Origin of the sequence: Microbacterium sp. SLBN-146 (genome assembly GCF_006715145.1) — a bacterium.
Classification (GTDB): domain Bacteria; phylum Actinomycetota; class Actinomycetes; order Actinomycetales; family Microbacteriaceae; genus Microbacterium.
Window position 1 is genome coordinate 800738 of record NZ_VFMR01000001.1, and the last position, 25131, is coordinate 825868.

Genomic DNA, 25131 nt, shown 5'->3' on the forward strand with positions numbered 1-25131 from the left:
GCCGTGTTGACTCAAGTTTACCAGCGACCTTCAGTTCCGTCCAGGCCCCCGCTCATGCGACCGGAACGAGCTCCGAGGCGTTCTCCCTCTCTTCGCGCGTGCAGCAGAACCGCGCGCGGTATGCCGTCGGGGTCGTGCCGAGAACACGCGTGAAGTTCTGCCGGAGCACGGCCGCCGACCCGAATCCGCATTCGTAGGCGATGCGATCCAGCCCCAGATCGGTCTTCTCGAGCAGTCGCTGCGCGTGCAGGATCCGCTGCCGCGCCAGCCAGGCCGCCGGAGTGGCTCCGAAGTCGGCCTTGAAGCGACGGGCGAACGTGCGCGGCGACATGTGCGCCTTCGCCGCGAGCTGATCGACCGTGAGATCGAGGCGGAGGTTCTCCAGCATCCAGTCGCTCACGGGAGCGAGCGACAACGACGTCACGCGCGGGAGCGGCGAATCGATGAACTGCGCCTGTCCACCATCGCGCTGAGGTGGCACGACCATGCGGCGGGCGATGCGGTTCGTCATCTCCGCACCGAGCTCCTGCCGGAGGAGGTGGAGGCACGCATCGAGCCCCGCGGCTGTGCCGGCGCTCGTGATGATGCGGCCGTCCTGCACGTAGAGGACATCGGGGTCGACGTCGACCGCGGGATACATCGCCGCCATCTTGTCGGTGTACATCCAGTGCGTCGTGGCGCGGCGTCCGTCGAGCACACCCGCCGCGGCGAGGACGAACGATCCACTGCAGACGCTCAGCACCCACGCACCGCGGTCGACGGCATCGCGCACGACGTCGAGCACACGTTCATCGGCGTGTTCCCATGACTCGCTCGGTGTGGGCGACACGACGACGAGGTCCGCTTCGTAGGCGAACGACAGGTCGGCGTCGACGTTGATCGAGAACCCCATCCTGGACGACACGGCGCCCGGCTCTGGGGTGACGATGCGGAAGTCGAAGTTCGGGATGCCGTCGGAAGACCGATCGAGCCCGAAGGCCTCGCATGCGACGCCGAACTCGAAGGGGGCGAACCCCGGCTGGACGATGCAGGCGACGGTCTTCATGTCGGCTCCTCATGGCAGTATTCGTGCGATCTATGTCCATCCTGCCAGTCGTGGCAGCTTTAACGCAAGCGTAGCGTTTCTGCCATGTTTCTCATGATCGTCATTTCAGCCCTCGCGGCCCTCGCGGTCGCCTCCACCCTCAACGCCGTGTCGCGGGACGGGTACCGTCGGGTGCCGACCGACCGCTCACGCCTCCCCTGACCCGCGCTTCGAGCCTCGGCATCCGCTCACTTGTCGCGAATGGCGGTTCGCGGCGCGCGCAGGCCGCCATTCAAGACAAGCGAGCGGGGTCAGCGGCGAACGCGGTCGTACACCTCGACCATGGCCGCGGTGCGCGATGACTGGCGGAAGCGCTCGCGGATCGTCGGATTGACGGCGACCGCGGTCCCGGACTCGAGATCGGATGCCGCGCGCCGAAGCGCTGCGGCAAGGGCGGCGACCGAGTCGTCCGCCGCGGCGGGCGCGCGATCGACATCGCCTCCGACGGCCCAGAAGCCGGACTCGAGCTCTCTCGCGAGGTCGGGGTCGCTCACGACGGACGGGGTCCCGAGAGACGCCGCCTCGAAGATCGTCATGCCCTGGGTCTCGAATCCGATCGACGTCTGCACGACGGCGTCCGCACGGCGGATGCGACGGAGCGTCTCGGCGTACGGCATCCGCCCCGCGAAGCGGACGGCCGCCCGCGGGTTCGAACGCGCCACGAAACGGCGGGCGGCCCGAAGCTGGCCCCCACCTCCGATGATCTCCACCTCCGCGTCGATACCCGACGCGGCGACCGCCTCGAGGAACGGCATCAATCTCTTCTCGGGGCTCATCCGCCCGAGCCACACGAAGCGCGGTATGCCCGCACGGTCCGGCGCGGCATCCGACAACACGTCTTCGAGCACATCGTCGTCGAGACCGTTCCAGATGACGTCGACCGACCCGCCGACCGCACGCGGCACAACCCCGTGCGCCTCGAGCCGCCGTGCGAAATGGGTCGACGGAGCCGTGACAGCGTCGGACCCCGCGGCGAGGCGACGGAGGTAGGCCCATCCGTCCGACCCGGGTGAGGATGCGGCGATCGCGCGCCGCTCCCACGCATTGAGCGCGCGGAGCACCTGCCGGGGGAAGGGGGCGGTCGCCTCGATCCCGACATCGACACGGTTGTGCATCGTGTGGACGACGGGAAGCGCATGGCGCCGCGCGAACCGGTGGCCCGTGAACGCCCCCCAGAAGTCCGCCTGCACATGGACGACATCAACGTGTCCGCGCGCGGCGATGGCGGCATCCACCCAGCGGTCCGTGCGGCGGCCCGGCCACGACAGCGAGTACTCGCGATCGAGCGTGATGGGGATGGATGGCGTATCGAGGTAGCCGGCGTCCGCTGCCGCGGCTCGGGCCCGCGACCCGTGGATCGCAGGCGCGACGATCGTGACCGTGTGGCCCGCCTTCTCGAGGAACCGGCGCTGGAGACGCATCGAGACCTGCGCACCGCCGAGCGTCTCGAGATGCTGGTCGCCGAACATCACGACGTGCACGACGTCACTCCGGCAGGGGTTCGTCGCGGTAGAGCGCTTCGAAGGTGGAGAGCGTCCGCTGGATATCGTGCACCTTGACGCCGTCGAGTGACGCTTGCTGCATGCGACGACGCTCTTCGGGAGTCTGCGTGAGCACGGTCGTCAACTTGGCCGCCAAGTCGTCCACGTCGCCCGGCTCGAACAGGTAGCCGTTCTCGCCGTCGTGGACGAGGTGCGGAAGCGCGACGGCATCGGCCGCGACGATGGGGAGGCCCGACGCCATGGCCTCCATCGTGGCGATCGACTGGAGCTCGGCGATCGAGGCGATCGCGAAGACGCTCGCGCGGGTGAGGTGTCCGCGGAGTTCCTCGTCGGACGTCCGGCCGTGGAACGTGACGCGGTCCTGCAGCCCGAGCTCGGCCGTGAGGCGCTCCAGGTTGCGCTGCTGATCGCCCTTCCCCACGACATCGAACGTCACGTCGAGGGCGGGATCGAGCTTCGTCAACGCCCGCAAGATGACATCGATCTGCTTCTCGGTCGTGAGGCGCCCCACGAAGACGATCCGGTGCGCGTCGCGCGGCGAGAAGTCGGCCGTGTAGTTGCGCGCATCGATGCCGCACGAGATGGGGATGACGTTCTCTATCGAGATGGTCGACTCCAGGAAGTCCGCCGCGCGGCGCGTCGGGGTCGTGACGGCACGCATCATGTCGAAGGTGCGCTTCGCGTCATCCCAGGCGAGCTTGACGACCACTTTGTCGAGGAACGGCGGAAGGGTCGTGAAGTCGACGACGTTCTCGGCCATGACGTGGTTCGTGGCGATCATCGGGATGCCGCGTTTCCGCGCCTCGCGCGCCAGCCCCCTCCCGATCACGATGTGCGACTGGATGTGCACGACGTCGGGCTTCACCTCGTCGAGTGTCCGACGCGCGTAGTGCTTCGACATCCATGGGAGCACGAAGGTGAGCCAGTCGTGCGGGAGATACCGCCACGCCGGCAGCCGGTGCATCGTCATCGGCTGCCCCTCGACGACCTCCGTGAACGTCCCGTGCTGGGAGTGCGTGGCGCTCGGGGCCATGACGTGCACGTCGTGACCCCGTTCGACGAGCCCCGCCGCGAGCCGCTCCGTGAATCGCGCAGCGCCGTTGACGTGCGGCAGGAAGGTGTCGGAGCCGATGAGGATCTTCAGCGGACGATGACCATCGGACGTGTTCGCCTGGCCGGGGACGGCGGGCGAATCGTCGGGCGTCGCGGGATCGGTCACGGGGAATTGCGGCCTGTCTGTGCGGCGGATCGGTGCGCGAGAGAGTGGTCGCGCGCCGCACCCCACTGTACCCGAGCACGTCTTTCGCCCCGCCGAACGCGCCCGCCTACCCTGGAGTCATGTCTCGACTGCAGGCCGATGCCGACACAGCGCTCTGGGTTCCCGTGACCACATCGCTGGGGTGGCGCGGACGCCGTCACCGCAAAGCGGCGATCCGGATGCTGCTGTCCCAGGCGAACCGCGCGATGGGAGCCGACGAACGGCCTGGAAGCGGGTTCGCGGCGTGGGCGATGAGTCAGGTGACCCCGCTCCTCATGAAGCGCGCCGCGGGACGCGTGCTCGTCTGGGTGTGGAAAGCCGACCCCGAGCTGGTCGTCGTAATGGCGCAGATACAGGAGGCGACCTCGCAGCTCCGCGCGGCGCGGGCGATGATGCCGATCGAGTACGACGACACGGAGTCCTTCCGCGGAACGTACCTGGGCGTCGGAGAGAAGCTCGCGATGCCGCTGCCGCCCGACCCGCGCACACCTCCGTTCGTGACGTACACGTGGGACACGGGGGCGCAGTTCGTGACCATCACGGCGGTCTGCGCGGACCGCGAGCGGTTCGGCCTCGTCATCGGCTCGATCGACGACCTCGCCCGCACGGTGCGCGTCGTCGACGACCTCACTGTGGGCGAAGGCCCCGAGACGCTCCGCCTCGGCCCCGCGTAGCCGCTGCGTTCCGGCATCCGCTCACTTGTCTCAAAGGGCGACCTCCGCGCCGCGGAGCCCGCCATTTGGGACAAGTGAACCGTGCGAGGCACGCGGGTCTGGCGCGGGGCGGCTGTGCGCGTCATGATGGCGGTGCCACTGCAATGCGGGAGCCGCTTTCCTGCATCCGGAAAGGGATGGTCATGGCTGAATTCCGTTACGGACCCGTCGAGCTGTACCTCGTCGGTTTCGAAGGCGAGCGCCCCGATGCCGGGACGATCGCCGCACTCGCCGAACTCCTCGAAGGCGGGCTGATCCGTCTACTGGATCTCGTCGTCATCTCGAAGGATGCCGACGGCGATGTCACCGTCACCGAGATCGAGGACGACGACTTTCCCCTCGACCTGCACGAGATCGGAATCGTGGGCGACGAGGACGTCGCGGAGCTTGCGGAGTTGGTACCGCCCGGCGGATCGGCCGTTCTCGCGGCCCTCGAACTCGCCTACGCGCGTCGCCTCGCCCAGAGCATCTCCGCTTCGGGCGCCGTCGTACTCAGCATGGAGCGGATCCCCGCTCCGATCGTCAATGCCGTCATCGATCTCGTCGACGACACCGAGGAGGAGAACTCATGATCAGAAGGATGGGACGCCCGGGGCTTCTCGGGCTCGCCGCACGGACGGCCGTCGTCGCGGGCACGGCGTCGGCGGTCTCGGGAGCGGTGTCCAACAATCAGCAGAAGAAGGCGCAGGCTCAGTACGAGCAGGAGCAGTACCAGGCCGCGCAGCAACAGGCCCAGATCGACGCCGCCGCGCAGGCCGCAGCCGCGCAGTATGCGCCCCCGGCTCCGGCCGCGCCCCCCGCCGCGCCGGCGCCGACTGGCGGCGTGGACCTCGTCGCCGAACTTCAGAAGCTCGCCGCCCTCAAGGAGGCGGGCATCCTCGACGACGCCGAGTTCGCCGCTGCGAAGGCCAAGCTCCTCGCCTGAGCGCTACCGACAAGACCCGAACTGTCGTGTGTCGTGTCGCGCGACGACAGTTCGGGTCTTTTCGGCGTCAGGGGTGGGCGACCTCGGCGGGCGCGGAATCGGTCGACGCCTCTTCGGCGTCGAGGTCTTGTGCAGCCTGCTCGAACTGCGACTGGTAGAGCCGCCAGTAGGCACCGCGCGCCGCGATGAGCTCGTCGTGCGAGCCCTTCTCGACGATGTCACCGTGCTCCATCACGAGGATGAGGTCGGCATCGCGGATCGTCGAGAGTCGGTGCGCGATGACGAACGACGTGCGCCCCTGACGCAGGAGGTTCATCGCCTGCTGCAGGAGCAGCTCCGTGCGCGTGTCGACCGAGGACGTCGCCTCGTCGAGAATCAGCGCCGACGGCTGCGCGATGAAGGCGCGCGCGATCGTGATGAGCTGCTTCTCGCCGGCCGAGACATTCGAGGCGTCCTCGTCGAGCACGGTGTCGTACCCGTCGGGCAGCGAGTGGACGAAGCGGTCCACTCGGGTCGCCGTCGCGGCGGCGATGATCTCGTCATCGGTCGCCGATTCGCGCCCATAGCGGATGTTGTCGCGGATCGTGCCGGCGAAGAGCCAGGGATCCTGCAACACCATGCCGGTGCGCGAGCGCACATCGTCGCGAGTGAGCTCGGCGATGTTCTGCCCGTCGAGCAGAATGCGTCCGCCGTCGAGTTCGTAGAACCGCATGATGAGGTTCACGAGCGTCGTCTTGCCCGCCCCCGTCGGCCCGACGATCGCGACCGTCTGGCCGGGCTCGACCCGGAACGACAGGTCGGTGATGAGCGGACGCTCCGGCGTGTACGAGAACTTGACGTGCTCGAACTCGATGACGCCGTCACCGTCGACGGGCTCGGGAGCATCCGGCGAGTCGGCCTCCTGCTCCTCCGCGTCGAGCAGCTCGAAGACGCGCTCGGCCGATGCGACTCCCGACTGCACGACAGCGGCCATCCCGCCCAGCTGCGACAGCGGCTGCGTGAACTGCTGGGAGTACTGGATGAACGCCTGCACATCGCCGAGTCGCAGTTGCCCTCCCGCGACCATGACCCCACCGAGCACCGCGATGCCGACGTACGTGAGGTTTCCGATGAAGGTCATGCCCGGCATGATGACGTTCGAGAGGAATTGAGCCCGGAAGCTCGCCTGGAAGAGCTCCTCATTCTCGGCCTCGAACTTCTCGCGCGAGTCCTTCTCACGTCCGTACACCTTGACCAGCGCATGCCCGGAGAAGGACTCCTCGACTCGCGCATTCAGCATGCCGACCTTGCGCCACTGGATGCCGAACGCCTTCTGCGACTTGGGCCCGATGACACCGAAGATGACCGCCATGAGCGGCAGCGACACGAGCGCGACGAGCGCCAGCTGCCACGAGATCGAGAACATCATGAACAGCACACCGATCACCGTCAGCACGGAGGTCAGCGCCGACGAGAGCGACTGCTGCATCGTCTGGGTGATGTTGTCGATGTCGTTCGTGACGCGCGAGATGAGGTCGCCGCGCTGCACCCTGTCGAAGTACGACAGCGGCAGACGGTTGATCTTCACCTCGACGTCTTGGCGGAGGCGCCACATCGTGCGCACCATGATGACGTTGATGACGTAGCCCTGGATCCAGCTGAGAAGCGAAGATCCCACGTAGATCGCCAGGACGGCGACGATCACCATGCGGAGGGCATCGAAGTCGACTCCCGCTCCGACGGTGAAGTCGTTCATCGCGCCGACGACGTTGGCGAAGTCGGTCTGCCCCGCGGCTTCGAGCGCCGCCACGACGTCGGCCTGCGACGTGCCCGCGGGGAACTGCTGGCCGAGGCCGGCCGAGACGGCGCCCTCGAAGATGAGGTTGGTCGCCTCGCCGAGGATCTTCGGGGCGATGACCGCCAGGACGACACCGATCGCCCCGAGGACGGACACGATCGTGAAGGCGACGGCGTGGGGCTTGAGCAGGCCGATGAGGCGCCCGAAGCTCTTGCCGAAGTCGGTCGCCTTGCCCGGCTTGACGCTGTCCCAGTCGCCGGAACTCTGGCGCGCCTGCTCTGCCAGCTCGAGTTCGAGCTGCTCTTGTTCGGTGAGGGTGTCGGGAGTGCTCATGCCTGCACCGCCAGCTGCGAGTCGACGATCTCTCGATAGGTGGGACTCGACTCGATCAGCTCCTCGTGGGTGCCGAGTCCGACCATCCGGCCGTCTTCGAGCACGACGATGCGATCGGCCTCGGTGATCGTCGACACGCGTTGGGCGACGACGATCTTCGTCACGTGGGGCAGTTCGCGCCAGAGAGCCTGACGCAAGCGGGCATCCGTCGTGAGATCGAGGGCCGAGAAGGAGTCGTCGAACACGAGGACGTCGGGCTGATGCACGATCGCGCGGGCGATCGCGAGGCGCTGGCGTTGGCCGCCCGACACGTTCGTTCCACCCTGTGCGATGCGCGCCTCGAGCTGTCCCTCCATCTCTTCGACGAAGTCGCGGCCCTGGGCGATCTCGAGAGCGGCCCACAGCTCCTCGTCGGTTGCGTCCTCACGCCCGAAGCGCAGATTGGAGGCCACGGTTCCCGAGAAGAGGAACGGGCGTTGCGGCACGAGACCGATCCCCTTCCACAGCAGATCGAGGTCGGCTTCTCGCACGTCGACCCCGCCGACGAGCACGGCTCCTGCCGTCACGTCGAAGAGGCGCGGGATGAGCGAGATGAGCGTCGTCTTGCCGGCGCCGGTCGAACCCACGACGGCGACGGTCTCACCGGGTGCGGCGTCGAACGTGATTCCCTGGAGCACGGGCGACTCCGCCCCCGGGTACGTGAACTCGGCGTCGCGGAACTGCACCGCACCGCGCGCGGGGAAATCGGTCACGGGATTCTCCGCGCGGACCAGCGTGGACTCGCTCGCGAGCACCTCGCCGATGCGCTCCGCCGACACGGCGGCCCGCGGGATCATGATGACCATGAAGCTCGCCATGAGGACACCCATGAGGATCTGGGCGATGTACTGCATGAAGGCGAAGAGCGTGCCGATCTCGATGCTCCCCTGATCGACCTCGATGCCGCCGAACCAGATGACTCCGACGACCGTGACGTTGAGCACGAGCATCGCGAGGGGGAAGAGCAGGACGAAGAGCGAGCCGACTTTGCGGCCGACGATCATGATGTCGGTGTTGGCGACACCGAACCGCTCCTCTTCGATGTCTTCGCGCACGAAGGCGCGCACGACACGGACGCCCGTGAGCTGCTCGCGCAGCACACGGTTGACGGCGTCGAGCTTCTTCTGGAACTGACGGAAGAGCGGCACCATGCGGCTCACGACGAGCAGCACCATGACGAGGAGCAGCGGCACCGCGACGGCGATCAACCAGCCGAGGCCGAGATCCTGACGCAGCGCCATGATGACTCCGCCGATCGCGAGGAGCGGCGCCGTGACGAGCATCGTCGAGCCCATCATCGCGAGCATCTGCACCTGCTGCACGTCGTTCGTGTTGCGCGTGATGAGCGAGCCGGGCCCGAAGGCCGACACCTCTCGCTCGGAGAAGGCGCTCACCTTTTCGTAGATGTCGCGGCGGATGTCACGGCCGGCCGCCATGGATGCGCGGGCCGCGAAGTAGGTCGCGATGATGGCCGCGACGATCTGGCCGAGCGAGATCACGAGCATGAGGGCGCCGGTCGACCAGATGTAGGGAATATCACCCCGCGAGACACCCTGATCGATGATGTCGGCGTTGAGCCGGGGGAGATACAGCGTTGCGACAGCCGAGGCGATCTGGAACACCAGAAGCGCGCCGAGCAGCCACCGATAGGGCTTGAGGTAGCGGAAGAGGAGTCTGCCGAGCACGGGTTCTCCAAAGCGGATCGAACGATGTGGTGATGTGCCCCGGAAGCGGGGTCCGCGAGAGCGGTTGACGAAGAGCGCACTTCAGGCTACGACCACCCGCCGACACTCGGGTCGCCGGATCCCTACGCCGAGAGCGAATCCGGCGACGCGCGCACGGCGGTATCGCCCGACAGCCACCGCAGCCAGCGGGCATCAGGGTCGCCTTCGAGCACGAGCGATCGCACGAGCAGCGTCAACGGGATCGAGAGGATCGCTCCGAGCGGCCCGATGATGAACGTCCAGAAGACGACCGAGAAGAAGCTCAGCGTGAGGCTCAGGCTGACGGCGTCACTGACGAACTTCGGCTGGATGAGCACCTGCAGCGTGACATTGACGACGCAGTAGATCGCGACCACGACGAGCATGAGCGGCCATCCGCCGACGACGAGGGCGAGGACGGCGGGTGGGATGAGGCCGAGGACGAACCCGATGTTGGGGACGAAGTTCGTCACGAACGCCAGGATGGCCCACACGACGGGCGCCGGGACCCCGAGCGCCCAGAGAGCGAGCCCGTCGATGACCGCGACGACCGCACCGAACGCCGCGTTGACGACGTAGTAGCGGCGCACCCCCGTGTTGTACGCGCGGAACCGCTCGACGGTCGGGCGGATGGAACGCCCGAGCGACGCCTCCGCACGGGAGTACCGCGCGCCGTCCGCCGCCATGAAGATGACGTACGCCAGGACGAAGAAGAAGGCCGTCAGCACGCCGAGGGCCGTGCCGCCGAAGGATGCCACGAGCGACGCGATCGTCGACGGCTCGAGGATCGAGCCCGCGGCATCCGCTGCTTCCTGATCGAGTCCCACCGACTGCAACCAGCCCACGATGCCCTCCGCCGTCGCCCGCAAATCGTCGGCGACGTCGGCGACGAGCCGCACGAACTGCGTGCCTGCGAACCACAGCAGCAGCACGAGCGCGGCGAGGATCAGGTAGGCCAGCACGATGACGGCCGTCGTGGCAGCCCAGCGTGGCCACCCTCGCTTCTCGAGAGGATGCCGGAGCGGATGGCAGATGATGACGATCACGGCGCCGAGCGCGAGCGGTCCGACGAGCTCGCGCGCCGCGGAGACGCCGGCCAGCACGACGACCGCAAGGGCGAGTCCGAGCAGCACGCGCAGCATCGGCGACAGCACGGGCGGCGCGGGGACCGGCTCCGGCCGTCTCATGGGGCGTCCCCGGTCTCGACGTTCTCGGGCGCGGATCGGGAGGCTCCGCGGCGCGGCACCAGCGGGACCGGTACGGAAGGCGCCTGCGCCACCCGCTCGACGACAGACGAGGAGATGGTCGCGACGATGAGTCCCACCAGGACTACACCGCCCGCCATGAGGACCACGGCAGCCGTCCGCCCCGGGATCGTGACGGGCACGAAGTCGCCGTAGCCCACCGTCGTGACGGTGCAGAACGCCCACCACACGGCGTCGCCGAAGCTGTCGATCGAGGCGCCCGGTGCATCTCGCTCGAACTGGAGCACAACCAGCGAGATGTACCAGATGAGCAGAAGGGCCGATCCGACACCGTAGATGAGGAGCCGCGCGCGGAGGGTCGACCCCGCTGAACGCCGGAATGCGGCGAGTCGTGTCGAGGCATCCAGGAGGCGGACGGGCCGGAGGGCGGGGACGAGCACCATCCCCAACGACACCAGATGTGCACGGAACCACGCCCCGCGCGGCCGCGACAACGCCAATCGCACGAGGTAGTCGACGACGAACATGATCCACGTGAACGCGATGATCGCCGTGGTCAGCCCCGCGAACGGCCCGCGCACATTGCCGACGACGTGGATCGTATACGTGATGAGGAACAGCAGCGCGGCGATCGTGAGCGGCCAGTACATCGCCGACGACCACCGATGGGTCGCCGCCGTCTCGCCGGGCTTCATCGTCCGCTGCGGCTGGCTCTCGTCCCGCACAGGCGCGGGTGTCTCATCCGTCACGGTCGAACTCTAGAGCGACGGCGGCGTCGCGCCTCCGAGCCTCGCCGAGCGGGCGTCAGCCCTCGGTCTCCGTGTCGATCTGGAGCGCGGAGGCGTTGCGGATGAACACGATGATCCAGCTGAAGACGAGGATGCCGGCGACGAGCTCGACCGCCGTGAGGGTGTAGTACCCGACGGCGAAGAAGATCGCCAGCACCAGGATCACGGCGATGAACACGCCGCCGAGCAGGAGGAAGACGCGCGGCATGCCCGGGATCCAGCGGTGTAGGCGGACCACGAGGACGCCGAAGGCGACGACCATCCCCGAAGCGACCGCCGTGTGGATGGCGAAATACCTGTCGACGGGGAACACGCCGACGAGGCCGAGGAAGATCCCGACGACGATGAGGCATGTCCGCACGCGTCCGATTCCGACCGGATTGCTCGTCGGGATCCCGGTCGTCGCATAGCGGGACAGCGTCGTCACGATGATGCCGGCGACGATGAGCGTCAGGTTGAAGGCGAGGGAGGAGAGGTCGTCGTTCATCCCGAGGGCGCTGAGGTTGTCCTTCCACCACAGCGGGTCGCTGGCCGTGAGCATGCTCGCGACGATCCCCTCCACGAGGAAGACGGCGAGGACGACCGCGAGCAGCTGCAGGTCCATGTGGGAGGCCGAGTAGGACACGACGTACGCCGTCACGGCGCCGACCGTGCCCGCGATGAGGATCAGAGGAAGAGCGAAGACCTCGGCGCCGATGAAGCCGCGTTCGAGGATGTCGGCGAAGAGCGTCCAAGTGAGCAGCGCGATGATCCCGTGCGCGAGGGCGAGCGCAGCGATGTCGACGACGTCCAGCACGCGAAGTCGCCTGCCGCCCCACACGGCCCAGCGCCCGCCGACGAAGGCGAGGATGCCGACGACGGCGGCGGCGATGGCCGCGAACTGACCGAGTGACCCCGGTCCCGCGATCGGTGCGTCCTGGAACCGGAACACGAGAATCGCGGCGACGCCCACGAGGACGAAGGCGGCAGCGCCCACACCGAGGGCGAGCGACTCGCGTGAGCGTTCGCTCGTTTCGACGGAGGACGCGGGAGTGTCGAGGGTGCCCACAGCCCCGAGGGTACTGCGCGCCGCGGGGTGGAGACAGACGACGATCCGTGCGCCACAATGACGGCATGTCGACACCTTCCGCCTTGACCTTCGCGGAGTCCTGGTCTGCACCGCCAACGATGGCGGCGCGGACAGCCGAAGGGCGCCTCACCCGCCAGCGCGTCGCGCGGTCCACCCTCTCGTGGCTCACGACGACGGACCGCGACCCCCTGAGCATCCTCGAACGACAGAACGCGACGCGCGTGCCCGAACTGATTCCGCTGCGCACCGAGCGGATGGCCGCGAGCCCGTTCGCGTTCTATCGCGGGACGGCTGCGCTCCAGGCCGCCGACCTCGCGCGCGACCCCCATTCGGGGATCCTCGTACCGTCCTGCGGTGACGCTCACGTCGCGAACTTCGGCTTCTACGCGTCGCCGCAGCGCACGCTCGTCTTCGACCTCAACGACTTCGACGAAGCGGCGTGGGCACCGTGGGAGTGGGATGTCAAGCGGCTCATCACGAGCATCGTGATCGGGGGACAGGCGACATCCCGGGACGAGGAGGTCGTGAGGGATGCCGCGCTCGCGGCCGTCCGAACCTACGCGCGCGCCATGGCCGCGCACGCCACGGCCAGTCCCCTGACGCGGTTCTTCGACCACTACGACGTCTCAGCCGCGGCCAGCTCGGCCGACAAGGAGACGCGCGCGGTGCTGCGCGAGGCGATGCGCGATGCGGAGAAGCGCACGGGCGACCGCGCGATGCGCAAGCTGACGGAGACGGAGCCCGGCGGACGTCACGTCTTCGTCGAGCATCCCCCCACGATGGTGCACGCGGATGACGCCGTCGAAGCGCGGCTCCGTCAGAACGTCGTGCAGTACGCGGCATCCGTCAACATCGACATCCGGATGCTCCTCACCCACTACACGGTCTCGGACATCGCCCGCCGTGTCGTCGGCGTCGGAAGCGTCGGGACGCTCTGCACTCTCGTCCTGATGCAGGACGGTGACGGGAACGCGATGGTCCTCCAGGGCAAACAGGCCAATCAGAGCGTCCTCGTGGAGTATGGCGGCATCGTTCAGCCCGAGGCCTTCACGACCTTCGTCGGCAACCACGGCGAGGGTGGGCGCGTCGTGGCGATGCAGCGCATTCTGCAGGCGGTGTCCGATCCGTTCCTCGGGCACCTGCAGGCGTATGCGGGTGACTTCTACGTGCGTCAGTTCCACGACATGAAGGGTGGCATCGACCTCGAGCAGCTCGAGGATCGCCCGTTCCGCGTCTACGCCGAGTCGTGCGCCGCCGTCCTGGCGCGCGCCCATGCGCAGTCCCCCAACGCTGCGGTCGTGGCGGGCTACATCGGCAACGGTCGTGTCATCGGCGAAGCGCTGCTGGAATGGGCGAACGCCTACGCCGCGCTCTCCCGCCAGGACTACGAGGCTTTCGTCTCGGCATCCGCCTGATCAGTCCTCGTCGACATCGTCCTGTGCGACATCGTCCTGTGCGACAGGATGCCGCGGCCGCCACACGACGATGTCGGTCGCGCGGCGGGCGCGCGCGCCGTGGCGCAGCGTGACGACGGCGCCTGTCGACCCGGCGGCGAAGACGCGGGCCCCGGGACGACGCTCGAGTTCGGCACGGACACGGTCCTCGAGGTCGCGGACGCGCAGGTGGAGATCGCGTACGCGCGCCTCGAGTTCGAGGATGCGCACGATGGCGGGGAGTCCGATTCCCTCCGCCGACATGCGTGCCACCTCGCGTAACTGCTGGACGTGCCGGAGCGAGTATCGCCGCGACCCGCCCTGCGTCCGAGCGGGAACGACGAGACCCATCCGGTCGTACTGACGGAGCGTCTGCGGGTGCATGCCGGTCAGTTCAGCGGCGACGGCGATCGCGAAGATCGGGGCGTCCTCGTCCAGATCGTCGGTCGTCATCGTTCTCACCTCCTCGTCAGCCGCGCGCCTTGGCCATGAGCTCCGCGCGCGGGTTCTCCTTCGGTTCGAGCGACTGGAACTTCTCGAGCGCTTCTCGCGCCGCGTCGTCGAGGTGCGCCGGCACCGCGACCTGGACTTCGGCGAGAAGGTCGCCCGTGCCCTTCTTCGTCTCGACGCCGCGGCCCTTCACACGGAGCACACGGCCCGACGGCGTTCCGGGTGCGACGCGGAGCTTGACGGGCTCGCCGCCGAGGGTCGGAACCTCGATCGTCGCGCCGAGCGCCGCCTCTGTGAACGTGACGGGAACTTTGACGCGTAGGTTGAGGCCCTCGCGCTCGAAGACGGGATGCGGCCGCACCGTGATCTGCACGACGATGTCGCCCTGCTCGCCGCCGTCGGGCGACGGGCGCCCGCGTCCGCGCAGGCGGATCTTCTGCCCATCGGACACCCCTGCGGGGATCTTGACCTTGAAGGGCCGACCGTCCTCGCCCTGAAGCGTGATCGTCTCGCCCTTGGTCGCCGTGAGGAAATCGATGGTCGTGCGTGCGGTCACATCCGCACCGCGCGTCGGTCCGCCGTACCCGCGGAATCCGCCCGTCGTCTGCCCGAACCGCCCGGAGCCGAATCCACCGCCGCCGCTCTGCCCGAACATCGAGAAGATGTCGTCGAAGTCCTCGGCCGACGCGTACCGTCCGCCCCCGCGACCCTGGCTGAACTGCGAGAAGACGTCCTCGAAACCGCCGGCGCTCTGGCCGCCCGCCGTGAAGCGCGCGCCCGAGCCCATCGCTCTGATCTGGTCGTACTCCGCCCGCTGCTCGGTGTCGCTCAGCACGGCGTACGCCTCGCTGATCTCCTTGAACTTGGCCTCCGCGGTGGCATCACCCTGGTTGGAATCGGGGTGGTACTGCCGCGCGAGCTTGCGGTACGTCTTCTTGAGGTCGGCGTCCGAGACGTCTTTGGAAACTCCGAGGACCTTGTAGAAGTCCTTGTCGAACCAGTCCTGACTTGCCATGGATGCCTCCTCCTGCCCTACTCGGCCGGAACGGCGACGACGACCTTGGCCGGCCGCAGTTCGACATCGCCCAGGCGGTAGCCCACCTCGACGACTTCGAGCACGACCGTCTCGGTCTGGCCGGGGGTCGGCACCTGGAAGATGGCCTCGTGCTGCTGGGGGTCGAAGGCGTCTCCCGCGGTACCGTACGCGGTCACTCCGAGCTTCGCGGCGGATGCGCGGACCTTGCCTGCGATCGCTGCGAACGGCGTGCCCTCTTCGAGGTCGCCGTGCTTCTCGGCCCGGTCGAGGTCGTCGAGCACCGGCAGGAGGCTGCGTGCCGCTTCGCCCTTCGCGCGGGCGATCTCGATCTCGCGCTGCTCTTCCGTGCGGCGACGGTAGTTCGCGTATTCGGCGGTGAGCCGCTTCAGGTCGGCGAGGTAACCCGCCGCCTCGGGCGGAAGGTCGACCGCGTCGTCGCCCGTGAGAGCGTCGTCGGTCTGGTCCGCGCCGAGGATGTCGTCGACCGTCAGGTCGTCCTGGTGCGACGCGGGGTCGGAGACGTGCGCCTCCGACCCCTCGTCGTCCGGACGGACCTCGTCGTTTCCGAAGTCCTTCTCGGTCATGTCCTACTTCTTCTCTTCCTCGTCGTCGACGACCTCGGCATCGATGACGTCCTCCTCGGGGTTCGGCACGTCGCCGTTGCCCGGGTCGGCCACCGTCGGGTCGCCCTGCTCGCCTGCCGACTGCTGCGACGCGTAGATCGCCTCGCCCAGCTGCTGCTGGCTCTGGCTCAGCTTGTCGTACGCGGTCTTGACCGCGTCGTCGTCGTCGCCGGCGAGCGCCGTCTTGAGAGCGTCGACATCACCCTGAACGGAGGCCTTGACCTCTTCGGGGAGCTTGTCGTCGTTGTCCTTGATGAGCTTCTCGATCGAGTACGCGAGCGTCTCGGCCTGGTTGCGCACTTCGGCGGCCTCGCGACGCTTCTTGTCTTCGGCGGCGTGCTCCTCGGCCTCGCGCACCATCCGCTCGATGTCGTCCTTCGCGAGCGACGAGCCGCCCGTGATGGTCATCGACTGCTCCTTGCCGGTGCCCTTGTCCTTCGCGGAGACGTGGACGATGCCGTTCGCGTCGATGTCGAAGGTGACCTCGACCTGCGGGATGCCGCGGGGCGCGGGTGCGATGCCCGTGAGCTCGAAGGTGCCCAGCGGCTTGTTGTCGCGCGTGAACTCGCGCTCGCCCTGGAAGACCTGGATCGCGACCGACGGCTGGTTGTCGTCGGCGGTCGTGAAGGTCTCGCTGCGCTTCGTGGGGATGGCGGTGTTGCGCTCGATGAGCTTCGTCATGATGCCGCCCTTGGTCTCGATGCCGAGGCTCAGGGGGGTGACGTCGATGAGGAGGACGTCCTTGCGCTCGCCCTTGAGGACGCCGGCCTGCAGGGCTGCGCCCACGGCCACGACCTCATCGGGGTTGACGCCCTTGTTGGCGTCCTTGCCGGTCTCGCGCTTGACGAGCTCCGCGACCGCCGGCATACGAGTGGAACCACCGACGAGCACGATGTGGTCGATGTCGGCGACCTTGATGCCCGCTTCTCGGATGACGTCCTCGAAGGGCTTCTTGGTGCGGTCGAGGAGGTCCTTCGTCAGGTCCTCGAACTTCGCGCGCGTGACCGTCTCGCTCAGCGACACGGGGCCGCTGTCCGTCAGCGACAGGTAAGGGAGGTTGACGCTCGTCGAAGTCGACGAGGACAGTTCCTTCTTCGCCTGCTCCGCGGCCTCCTTGAGGCGCTGCAGCGCGATCTTGTCACCCGACACGTCGACACCCGTCGTGTCCTTGAACTGCTTGATGAAGTAGTCGACGAGGCGCTGGTCCCAGTCGTCTCCACCGAGGCGGTTGTCACCGGCGGTCGAGCGCACCTGGATGGTCGAGAAGTCGTCGTCCTTGCCCACTTCGAGCAGGGAGACATCGAACGTTCCGCCACCGAGGTCGAACACGAGGATGAGCTCGTCTTCCTTGCCCTTGTCGAGGCCGTACGCGAGGGCTGCGGCCGTCGGCTCGTTGATGATGCGCAGGACGTTGAGGCCTGCGATCTCTCCGGCCTCCTTCGTGGCCTGACGCTCGGCGTCGTTGAAGTACGCCGGGACGGTGATGACGGCGTCGGTCACGGTGTCGCCCAGGTACTCCTCGGCGTCACGCTTGAGCTTCTGGAGGATGCGCGCGGAGATCTCCTGCGGCGTCCACTTCTTGCCGTCGACCTCGAAGGTCCAGTCGGTGCCCATGTGGCGCTTGACGGACGCGACCGTGCGGTCGACGTTGGTGACGGCCTGGCGCTTCGCGGTCTCGCCGACCAGCACCTCGCCGTCCTTCGTGAACGCGACGACCGACGGGGTCGTGCGGAAGCCCTCGGCGTTGGCGATGACCTTCGGCTCGCCACCCTCGAGGACGCTCACGACGGAGTTCGTCGTCCCGAGGTCGATTCCCACAGCACGTGCCATGTGTTTCTCTCCTTCTGTCTGGGCCGTGACGGATGCCGCGGCCCGAGGTGTCAGCGCAACGGGTTCGTTGCGAAAGTCGTGGCGGCTCGCACTTGAGCCGTGATGACTCAAGGCTAACGCGGCATCCCGGATCCTGTCAATTCAAACTTGATATGAATTGGCTCAACTTTCCATTCCGCGCACGATCCGCGACGTCGGAGTACCGTGAACGGAGCCGCAACGGCGCGGCCGCCCGGGCTGGGGCCCAGGGGCGCAGAAACCCGATGTTCATCGAAGGGTCGTACCGTGACGAACATGTCGCATCCCGAACACCCGTCCGTGACGCCGCCCCCGGCCACCGCCGACAGCGGTGCCGTCCCGGTCATGGGACTCGATCTGCGTGACAACACCCCGGCACCGCGCTCGACGATCTTCTCGTGGGCGCTCTGGGACTGGGCGACACAGCCGTTCAACACCGTGATCCTCACGTTCATCTTCACGGCGCTCTACCTCACGACGGAGGCGTTCCTTCCCGCCGACGTCGCCTCGCTCGCTGAGAACGACCCCACGCGGCTCGCCGCCGAGGCAGGACTCGCATCGGGACTCGGCTGGGGCACGACGATCGCGGGCGTGCTCATCCTGCTCATCGCGCCGGTCCTCGGTCAGCAGGCCGACGCGGCCGGCCGACAGAAGCTGTGGCTCGGGATCGGCACGGGAGCCCTCATCCTGTGCATGTTCGGACTCTGGTTCGTCGAGCCGACTCCCACGCTCTTCTGGCTCGGCGTGGCTCTCATCTCAGCGGGGACCGTCTTCAGCGAGATCGCCGGAGTCAACTACAACGCGATGCTCATCGGGATCGCGACGCCGAAGACGATCGGCCGCGTGTCAGGTCTCGGGTGGGGCTTCGGCTACCTCGGCGGCATCGTCGCCCTCGTCCTCGTCGTCGTGTTCTACATGTCGGACTGGTTCGGTCTGAGCGAAGAGGGCGGACTGCCGTTCCGCATCATCGCCGTCGGGTGCGCGCTCTGGGCGATCGTCTTCGCCCTACCGATCTTCTTCCGGGTCCCCGAGCCGTCTCTCGGTCGACCGGAGCGGCGCGCCGGGATCTTCCGCGCGTACGGTCTCCTCGTCCGGGACGTCGTGGGGCTCTACCGCAACCCGGGGTCGCGCCCGACGTTCTGGTTCCTCCTCGCGAGCGCCGTCTTCCGTGACGGACTCAGCGGCGTCTTCACCTTCGGCGCCATTATCGCCGGCCAGGTGTTCGGGTTCAGCTTCATCGAGCTCGTCATCTTCGGCATCGCCGCGAACCTCATCGCGGGGATCTCCACGCTCCTCGCGGGTCGCCTTGACGATCGCCTCGGTCCGAAGACGATCATCATGTTCTCACTCGGCGCCATGATCGTCGCGGGCGTCGGCGTCTTCCTTCTCGTCGATGCCGGCACCGTCGTCTTCTGGGTCGGTGGGCTTCTGCTGTGCGCCTTCGTCGGTCCTGCGCAGGCGTCGTCGCGATCCTTCCTCGCGCGAGTGACCCCCGCCGGTCGCGAGGGTGAGATCTTCGGCCTGTACGCCACGACGGGGCGCGCCGCGAGTTGGATGGCCTCGCTCCTGTGGGCGGTGCTGATCACCCTCACGGCGACGACCGCATACGGCATCCTCGGGATCGTCCTCGTTCTCGCCCTCGGCCTCGCGCTCCTCATCCCCGTGAAGGCCCCCCCGCGTATCGCCGCCTAGGAACCCGCCCGCGCTGGGTCGCCGCCCCGGTGCCGCCCACCCGCGTGCCGCCCGCCCGTGTGCCGAGAAGACCCAGACTGCTGCGAACACGCCGAAATTGCAGCAGTTCAGGTCTTCTCGCCCGGCCGGTGCCCGACTCCGCGTGCCAGCCCGCGCCGTGCCAGCCCGCGCCGTGCCGCCCCGCGCCCTGTCGGTCCGAGCCGGGTCGTCGCCGGCTACCGAGAAGACCCATACTGCTGCGAACGCGCCCGAATTGCAGCAGTTCGGGTCTTCTCGCCCTGGGGTGGGGTCCGACGTCGCAGCGGCCTTCGGCGCCGAGAAGACGCCAAACGCTCGCGCGAGGCCCGATTTCGAGCGGTTCGGGTCTTCTCGGCGTGAGGGGGTCCGGCGTCAGCGGGGGCGGGGCCAGGAGGCCGCGAGCTTGGCGAGGAGGCGTGCCAGTTCGTCGGCCTCTACCGGCGTGAAGTCGGCGAGCGCCGCTCCCACCGCCTCGACGCGGGCGCCGCGGGCCTGCGAGACGACGGCCCTGCCGGCATCCGTCAGCACGATGTCGGTGCGCCGCGCGTCCGCGGCATTCGCCTCACGACGCACATGCCCCTCGGCCACGGCGGCCTGGACGAGACGGCTCGCGCGCGGCTGATCGACGCCGATCCGCTCCGCGAGCTCCGAGACCGAGAGTGGGGCGGATGCCGCGGCGAGAGCCTCGAGCAGACGAAAGCGCGCCGCGAATCGCGCCATCGGACCGTGCTCGCCCCACTTGCCGCCGAAGGGACCGCGTCCGCCGTGCGGGCCACCGTGCTCGCCATGACCGCCGGCACCCCAGGGCCCTCCGCGCCCGGGACTGCCCGGATGCGCCCAGGGTGGCGAGCCGGCACCCGGCGATGGGCGCGGGCCGCGCAGCTGCGCGAGGGCGGCGGCGATGCGCTCGGACGGAAGCGCGGCATCCTTTTCGGTCACTTCGTCAGGATACATGCCACTTGACATGCTTCCCGATTGCATGTCACACTGCATGTGCATGTCAGGCGACATGTAAATACTCGGATCCCCCCGGATCCCACGAAAGGACTTCACATGACCACCGAGAACGCACCACACACACCGCCCCAGCGGCCACTCGGCTCCTGGCTTCGCGTCGTCGACGGACTCATCTCCGCCGAGTTCGCTGAGGCCTTCGCCGCCGAGGGCATCGACCGCCGCGACTGGATGCTGCTGAGCGTCATGGCCGGCGAGGCCGACGTCCCTCCCTTCGCGGCGAAGCTCGCTCGTCGCGGCAAGAGACTGCGCCGCCTCGAGGAACGAGGGTGGGCCTCCGAGCAGTCGGACGGCACCTGGACCCTCACCGATGAAGGCCGCCAGGCGAAGGAGCGCCTCGGCGCGATCCTCGACGGCATCCGCCAGCGCGTCGCGGGAGCCGTGTCTCCCGAGGACTTCGCCACGACGATGGCCTCACTCGAGGCGATCGCCCGCGAACTCGGCGGCGACGACCCCGACGCCCACGCATGGCGAGGCGGACGCGGCTTCGGCCGCCGCTTCGGTCACCGCGGCGCGCCCCGTTTCGAGCACGACGGACCCGGCCCGTTCGGACCAGGCCCGTTCGGACCCGGCCCGTTCGGACCCCGCCACCGGCGTGGGCACGCACCGTTCGGGCACGACGATTTCGACGTTTCGGACGGTCGGCGGTTCCGCCCCGGCCCGCACGGTCGCCGCTGCCGCAGCGAGCATGCGCACGGCCGGCCCGAGCACGCGACCGAGCACGCCTACGAGCGCGGGTTCGAAGCAGGGCTCGCCCACGGACGCAGCGCGTAGCCGCGGCATCCACACATCCCGAGGAGGGGCGTCGCGTGACAGCGGCGTCCCTCCTCTGCGTCGTGCTCGCGACTCAGCGCAGCGGGTCGCGCCCATCGTCGTCGGTCGACCGGTCCGGAACATCCGCGACGTCGCCGGTCGGCACACCACCGGGCTCGGCGTTCGCGGCATCCAGTGCGGCCCGTGTGGCCCGACGCGACGGCTGGTCGCCGACCACCGGCACAGCTGCTGTCGGGGGGTCGTTCCGCAGGCCGATGCTCCGGCCGAGGCGGCGCAGCCACGACGGTTCGTGGATCACGCCCTCCTCGGCAGGCGCCTCCACTTCGAGTCCGTAGTACTCGCCGATCTGATCGACCAGCTGGGCGCGCGCCGCACGATCGTACGCCCGCCGCTCGCGACTGAACGCGACGACCGTCGACCAGCACATGAGCAGCATGATGACGCTGAAGGGCAGGGCGATGATGATCGCCGCGGTCTGGAGAGCCTGCAGCCCTCCCGTCAGCAGGAGCGCCACGGCGAGCACGGCCGTCGCGAGCGTGAAGAACACACGTACCCACTTGCGCGGATTGATCTGCCCGCCCGTCGCGATCATGCCCATCACGAGCGCACCCGAGTCCGACGACGTGATGAAGAAGATCGTGATGAGGAGGATGACGCCGATCGTGAGCACGGGTGTCCCCGGGATGTACTCGAGCAGCTGGAACAGCGACGTGTTGAGGTCGACAGTGCCCTCGGGCGTCGTCATCGACCCCGGCTGGGTCAGCTCGAGGTAGAGCGCCGAACCGCCCAGGACGGCGAACCACAGGATCGTGATGAGGGTCGGAACGATGATGACGCCCATCACGAACTGGCGGACGGTGCGTCCGCGCGAGATGCGGGCGATGAAGATCCCGACGAAGGGTGCCCACGAGATCCACCACCCCCAGTAGAACGACGTCCATGCGGCCTGCCACTCTTCGCCCGCGGCTCCCTGGAAGGCGCTCACGTTGAACGAGAGCCCGATGAATCCCTGGATGTAGTTGCCGATCGATTGCACCCACTCGCGCAGGAGGAACTCGGTCTGGCCGAAGATCAGGAGGTAGAGCACGAGGAGCCCTGCCAGGACCAGGTTGATCGAGGAGAGCCACTTCATGCCCTTCGTGACCCCCGACAGCACCGACATCAGCACGAAGACGGTGATGACCGAGATGATGCCGATCTGCACCGGCTCGGAGGGTTCGAGGATGCCGGCCGAGTCGAGGCCCGCGCTGATCTGAAGGACACCGAGGCCGAGCGATGTCGCGACGCCGAACAGTGTGCCGACGAGCGCAACGACGTCGATCGCATTCCCCCACCCGCCGCGGACGCGCTTGCCGAGGAGAGGTTCCAAGGCCCAGCGGATCGAGATCGGGCGTTTCCGCCGATGGATCGCGTAGGCGAGGCCGAGGCCGACGACGACGTAGATCGACCAGGCCTGAACGCCCCAGTGCAGGTAGGTCTGGCTGAGGGCCGCCTGCGCGAGCTGCTCGGGCGTACCTGTCAGTCCGGGGCGCGGGGTGACGAAGTGGCTGAGGGGTTCACTGACCCCATAGAAGACGAGTCCGATACCCATGCCCGCGGCGAACAGCAGCGAGAACCACGCGCCGAGCGAGAACTCGGGCTTGTCGTCGTCGGCACCGAGGCGGATGTCGCCGAAGCGGCTGAATCCGATCGCGAGCGCGAAGACGACGAAGAAGGCCGCGATGAGCACGTAGTACCAGTTGAACGCGTTGACGATCGAGGTCTGGATCGCATCGAACGCGGCCTCGGCGGCGCTGGGCGCGAGGAGCGCGAACGCGCTGAACGCCACGACGATCACCGCTGCGGGCCAGAAGACCCACCTCTTGATCGTGCTCTTCGGTTGCGGGCTTGTGGGTGTCGCGGAATCCGCGCTCGCCGTCGTAGCCATGCCTTTCACCCTAGCGACGCCCACGACGGCGTCCCGGGTGGCGACGGATCAGCCCCCGAGCGAGCCGGAGTCCGTCGCAGCGACATCCGTGCGATGGAAGTTCATGAACGAGCGGGATGCCGTCGGGCCCCGCTGCCCCTGATAGCGGTTGCTGTAGGGGCCGGTTCCGTAGGGGTTCTCGGTGGGCGAGGTGAGGCGGAAGAAGCACAGCTGGCCGATCTTCATCCCCGGCCACAGCTTGATCGGAAGGGTAGCCACGTTCGAGAGCTCGAGCGTCACGTGGCCTGAGAAGCCCGGATCGATGAAGCCGGCCGTCGAATGGGTGAGGAGGCCGAGACGTCCGAGCGAGGACTTCCCTTCGAGGCGCGCGGCGACATCGTCGGGCAGCGTGACCTGCTCGTAGGTCGACCCAAGAACGAACTCCCCGGGGTGCAGGATGAACGGCTCGGCGGGTTCGACCTCGATGAGGTGCGTCAGCTCGGGCTGATCCTCGGCGGGGTCGATGAACGGGTACTTGTGGTTGTCGAACAGCCGGAAGTACCTGTCGAGGCGCACGTCGATGCTCGACGGTTGCACCATCGCCGGGTCGTAGGGTTCGAGGCCGATCCGTCCGGCGTCGAGTTCGAGTTTGATGTCGCGATCCGAGAGCAGCACGAGTCCAGACTAGGGCGATCGGATGCCGCCGACACCGGCCTTTGTTATGCTGGCGTCACCGCGGGGATGTAGTTCAATGGCAGAACTTCAGCTTCCCAAGCTGATAGCGCGGGTTCGATTCCCGTCATCCCCTCCATCGCCCTCGTCATCGCGCCCGTCCAGTGGTATACCTGCTGTCGGGGGAGCTTCTTCAGGGGTGAGGCTCACGTGTTCACGACAGTTCTTCACTACGACTTCGGGGCCCAGGCTGCAGCCATCGACGTGAGCGGCCGTAACGTCCACGGCGTTTCGACGGGTCTCTCCTTCGCGCCCGACGCTCAGGCGCCGGAGCGCGGAGCGGCCGTCTTCGGGCAGCCGGGAAGCAGGATCCGGACCATCACGCGCGAGCCCTTCCGCAGGCTCACCGCGCTGAAGATCGAGGCGACCGTCTTCCTCGAATCGACGGGCGCGCGCCAGAACCTCGTCGAGGGTTACCTCTCGTTCGCGTTCTACGTCAGCCCGTCAGGCGCGCTCGTCGGCACAGCTCGCGCACCGGAGAGCGCGGGAGGCGCCTGGCGCGGGATCGACAGCGTCGCGAACAGCCCCGATGGAGTCGCGCGCACCGTCCCCTTCGGCCGGTGGTGCACGCTGACGTACATCCACGACGGCTACACGAACCTGGTGCTTCTGATCGACGGTCAGCCGGTGGCGACGACCGACTCGGCGCCGGCGCCGCTCCAGACGGTGGGATGGCGCGGCGTCCACATCGGCAATTGGCCGGATGCCGATCGATTCACGCTCCGGGGCAGCGTCGGGGCGGTTCGCCTGTGGAGGTGGGATCCCTCGAGCGTCGGCAAACAGTTCGCCACGCGTCCGCTCGCACCGTGCTGGGCCGACGTGGGAAAGGCCATCAACGTCGCCGGGGCCGATCGCAAGCGTCTCGCGGCGCTCTACCGGTGCGTCATCGAGAACCAGCAGCGGGTCATCGCGATGATCCGCCGTCGGCCCGACGGACGTGAGCTCGTACGCGGCTTCGCGGAGCGGTATCGCGAGCTGTGGGCAGCGGGGAACATCGGCGGCGCCGAAATGGGCGAGCTGCTCGAGCATCTCCTGGGTGAACTGAGCCCCGACGAACGAGCAGCCTACGACCGCGCGATCAGCGCGATGTCCGACTGCCTGGCGGCTATCGAGTGGGATACCTCTCACGTCGATGCGATCGACATCGGGACGTGCGACCCGGATTTCGTGGAGTACATCCGCACGTTCTCGAAGATGGTGGAGGCGTGA

At 68.0% G+C, this 25131-nt stretch carries 22 protein-coding genes and 1 tRNA gene; 8 read left to right on the top strand and 15 right to left on the bottom strand.

Features of this window, described 5'->3' with window-relative positions; genetic code table 11:
* Positions 1-52: 52 nt before the first annotated feature.
* The 3 genes from FBY39_RS03385 to FBY39_RS03395 form a co-directional block, all read right to left on the bottom strand.
* Positions 53-1045: a GlxA family transcriptional regulator gene (locus tag FBY39_RS03385; RefSeq protein ID WP_141930253.1), complete on the bottom strand. Its 993-nt coding sequence runs from the start codon at positions 1043-1045 to the stop codon at positions 53-55.
* Between the two features lie 290 nt (positions 1046-1335).
* Entirely contained in the window at positions 1336-2565 is a 1230-nt protein-coding gene (locus FBY39_RS03390) for a glycosyltransferase (protein ID WP_141930254.1), read from the bottom strand.
* 4 nt (positions 2566-2569) lie between these two features.
* On the bottom strand, positions 2570-3805 hold the full coding sequence (locus FBY39_RS03395) for a glycosyltransferase (RefSeq protein WP_141930255.1): 1236 nt from the start codon (positions 3803-3805) through the stop codon (positions 2570-2572).
* Positions 3806-3924: 119 nt separating this feature from the next.
* On the opposite strand from FBY39_RS03395, the gene FBY39_RS03400 reads away from it, so the two are divergent.
* The 3 genes from FBY39_RS03400 to FBY39_RS03410 all read left to right on the top strand — a co-directional run bounded on the left by FBY39_RS03400 (position 3925) and on the right by FBY39_RS03410 (position 5482).
* Complete coding sequence (locus FBY39_RS03400; RefSeq protein WP_141930256.1) at positions 3925-4518, top strand: hypothetical protein; 594 nt, start codon at positions 3925-3927, stop codon at positions 4516-4518.
* Positions 4519-4700: 182 nt separating this feature from the next.
* Positions 4701-5129, top strand: coding sequence for a DUF6325 family protein (locus tag FBY39_RS03405; protein ID WP_260837421.1), 429 nt, complete (start codon positions 4701-4703; stop codon positions 5127-5129).
* A complete protein-coding gene (locus FBY39_RS03410) occupies positions 5126-5482 on the top strand; it encodes an SHOCT domain-containing protein (RefSeq protein WP_260837422.1) in 357 nt (118 codons plus the stop codon). Before FBY39_RS03405 ends, FBY39_RS03410 begins: the two co-directional genes overlap by 4 nt.
* A 67-nt stretch (positions 5483-5549) precedes the next feature.
* Here the strand turns inward: FBY39_RS03410 and FBY39_RS03415 are convergent, their stop codons facing one another.
* The 5 genes from FBY39_RS03415 to FBY39_RS03435 form a co-directional block, all read right to left on the bottom strand.
* Positions 5550-7592: an ABC transporter ATP-binding protein gene (locus FBY39_RS03415; protein ID WP_141930258.1), complete on the bottom strand. Its 2043-nt coding sequence runs from the start codon at positions 7590-7592 to the stop codon at positions 5550-5552.
* A complete protein-coding gene (locus FBY39_RS03420; RefSeq protein WP_141930259.1) occupies positions 7589-9316 on the bottom strand; it encodes an ABC transporter ATP-binding protein in 1728 nt (575 codons plus the stop codon). Before FBY39_RS03420 ends, FBY39_RS03415 begins: the two co-directional genes overlap by 4 nt.
* Positions 9317-9438: 122 nt before the next feature.
* Positions 9439-10521, bottom strand: coding sequence for an AI-2E family transporter (locus FBY39_RS03425; protein ID WP_141930260.1), 1083 nt, complete (start codon positions 10519-10521; stop codon positions 9439-9441).
* Entirely contained in the window at positions 10518-11288 is a 771-nt protein-coding gene (locus FBY39_RS03430) for a potassium channel family protein (RefSeq protein ID WP_141930261.1), read from the bottom strand. The genes FBY39_RS03425 and FBY39_RS03430 overlap by 4 nt, the downstream gene beginning before the upstream one ends.
* Positions 11289-11343: 55 nt before the next feature.
* Entirely contained in the window at positions 11344-12375 is a 1032-nt protein-coding gene (locus tag FBY39_RS03435) for a DUF998 domain-containing protein (RefSeq protein WP_141930262.1), read from the bottom strand.
* Between the two features lie 65 nt (positions 12376-12440).
* Between FBY39_RS03435 and FBY39_RS03440 the strand changes: the two genes are divergently transcribed.
* Positions 12441-13811: a DUF2252 domain-containing protein gene (locus FBY39_RS03440; RefSeq protein WP_141930263.1), complete on the top strand. Its 1371-nt coding sequence runs from the start codon at positions 12441-12443 to the stop codon at positions 13809-13811.
* Here FBY39_RS03440 and FBY39_RS03445 read toward each other — a convergent pair whose 3' ends face one another.
* The 4 genes from FBY39_RS03445 to dnaK are packed head-to-tail and all read right to left on the bottom strand — an operon-like array spanning position 13812 to position 17768.
* Positions 13812-14282: a heat shock protein transcriptional repressor HspR gene (locus FBY39_RS03445; RefSeq protein ID WP_141930264.1), complete on the bottom strand. Its 471-nt coding sequence runs from the start codon at positions 14280-14282 to the stop codon at positions 13812-13814.
* 16 nt (positions 14283-14298) lie between these two features.
* On the bottom strand, positions 14299-15294 hold the full coding sequence (locus FBY39_RS03450; RefSeq protein WP_141930265.1) for a DnaJ C-terminal domain-containing protein: 996 nt from the start codon (positions 15292-15294) through the stop codon (positions 14299-14301).
* A gap of 17 nt (positions 15295-15311) precedes the next feature.
* A complete protein-coding gene (locus FBY39_RS03455; RefSeq protein WP_141930266.1) occupies positions 15312-15899 on the bottom strand; it encodes a nucleotide exchange factor GrpE in 588 nt (195 codons plus the stop codon).
* A 3-nt stretch (positions 15900-15902) separates the two neighbouring features.
* Entirely contained in the window at positions 15903-17768 is a 1866-nt protein-coding gene (gene dnaK / locus FBY39_RS03460; protein ID WP_141930267.1) for a molecular chaperone DnaK, read from the bottom strand.
* A gap of 294 nt (positions 17769-18062) precedes the next feature.
* Between dnaK and FBY39_RS03465 the strand changes: the two genes are divergently transcribed.
* Complete coding sequence (locus tag FBY39_RS03465) at positions 18063-19478, top strand: MFS transporter (protein ID WP_141933846.1); 1416 nt, start codon at positions 18063-18065, stop codon at positions 19476-19478.
* A 390-nt stretch (positions 19479-19868) separates the two neighbouring features.
* On the opposite strand, the gene FBY39_RS03470 is transcribed toward FBY39_RS03465, so the two are convergent.
* Entirely contained in the window at positions 19869-20435 is a 567-nt protein-coding gene (locus FBY39_RS03470; protein WP_260837423.1) for a MarR family winged helix-turn-helix transcriptional regulator, read from the bottom strand.
* Positions 20436-20549: 114 nt separating this feature from the next.
* On the opposite strand from FBY39_RS03470, the gene FBY39_RS03475 reads away from it, so the two are divergent.
* Entirely contained in the window at positions 20550-21284 is a 735-nt protein-coding gene (locus tag FBY39_RS03475; RefSeq protein WP_141930269.1) for a hypothetical protein, read from the top strand.
* Between the two features lie 73 nt (positions 21285-21357).
* Here the strand turns inward: FBY39_RS03475 and FBY39_RS03480 are convergent, their stop codons facing one another.
* Positions 21358-23211 (bottom strand): BCCT family transporter, encoded by a 1854-nt coding sequence (locus FBY39_RS03480; protein ID WP_141930270.1) that lies wholly within the window; start codon positions 23209-23211, stop codon positions 21358-21360.
* Positions 23212-23259: 48 nt separating this feature from the next.
* Positions 23260-23865: a dCTP deaminase gene (gene dcd / locus FBY39_RS03485; RefSeq protein ID WP_141930271.1), complete on the bottom strand. Its 606-nt coding sequence runs from the start codon at positions 23863-23865 to the stop codon at positions 23260-23262.
* A 62-nt stretch (positions 23866-23927) separates the two neighbouring features.
* Between dcd and FBY39_RS03490 the strand changes: the two genes are divergently transcribed.
* A tRNA-Gly gene (locus tag FBY39_RS03490) sits at positions 23928-24001 on the top strand.
* Between the two features lie 71 nt (positions 24002-24072).
* Positions 24073-25131, top strand: coding sequence for a LamG domain-containing protein (locus FBY39_RS03495; RefSeq protein WP_141930272.1), 1059 nt, complete (start codon positions 24073-24075; stop codon positions 25129-25131).

What these genes read in the sequence shown, in the direction of transcription:
- FBY39_RS03385 (WP_141930253.1), bottom strand. Translation starts at nt 1,045, where the DNA reads ATGAAGACCGTCGCCTGCATCGTCCAGCCGGGGTTCGCCCCCTTCGAG.
- FBY39_RS03400 (WP_141930256.1), top strand. Translation starts at nt 3,925, where the DNA reads ATGTCTCGACTGCAGGCCGATGCCGACACAGCGCTCTGGGTTCCCGTG.
- FBY39_RS03425 (WP_141930260.1), bottom strand. Translation starts at nt 10,521, where the DNA reads ATGAGACGGCCGGAGCCGGTCCCCGCGCCGCCCGTGCTGTCGCCGATG.
- FBY39_RS03405 (WP_260837421.1), top strand. Translation starts at nt 4,701, where the DNA reads ATGGCTGAATTCCGTTACGGACCCGTCGAGCTGTACCTCGTCGGTTTC.
- FBY39_RS03465 (WP_141933846.1), top strand. Translation starts at nt 18,063, where the DNA reads ATGTCGCATCCCGAACACCCGTCCGTGACGCCGCCCCCGGCCACCGCC.
- FBY39_RS03440 (WP_141930263.1), top strand. Translation starts at nt 12,441, where the DNA reads ATGTCGACACCTTCCGCCTTGACCTTCGCGGAGTCCTGGTCTGCACCG.
- FBY39_RS03445 (WP_141930264.1), bottom strand. Translation starts at nt 14,282, where the DNA reads ATGACGACCGACGATCTGGACGAGGACGCCCCGATCTTCGCGATCGCC.
- FBY39_RS03480 (WP_141930270.1), bottom strand. Translation starts at nt 23,211, where the DNA reads ATGGCTACGACGGCGAGCGCGGATTCCGCGACACCCACAAGCCCGCAA.
- FBY39_RS03415 (WP_141930258.1), bottom strand. Translation starts at nt 7,592, where the DNA reads ATGAGCACTCCCGACACCCTCACCGAACAAGAGCAGCTCGAACTCGAG.
- FBY39_RS03450 (WP_141930265.1), bottom strand. Translation starts at nt 15,294, where the DNA reads ATGGCAAGTCAGGACTGGTTCGACAAGGACTTCTACAAGGTCCTCGGA.
- FBY39_RS03455 (WP_141930266.1), bottom strand. Translation starts at nt 15,899, where the DNA reads ATGACCGAGAAGGACTTCGGAAACGACGAGGTCCGTCCGGACGACGAG.
- FBY39_RS03475 (WP_141930269.1), top strand. Translation starts at nt 20,550, where the DNA reads ATGACCACCGAGAACGCACCACACACACCGCCCCAGCGGCCACTCGGC.
- dnaK (WP_141930267.1), bottom strand. Translation starts at nt 17,768, where the DNA reads ATGGCACGTGCTGTGGGAATCGACCTCGGGACGACGAACTCCGTCGTG.
- FBY39_RS03410 (WP_260837422.1), top strand. Translation starts at nt 5,126, where the DNA reads ATGATCAGAAGGATGGGACGCCCGGGGCTTCTCGGGCTCGCCGCACGG.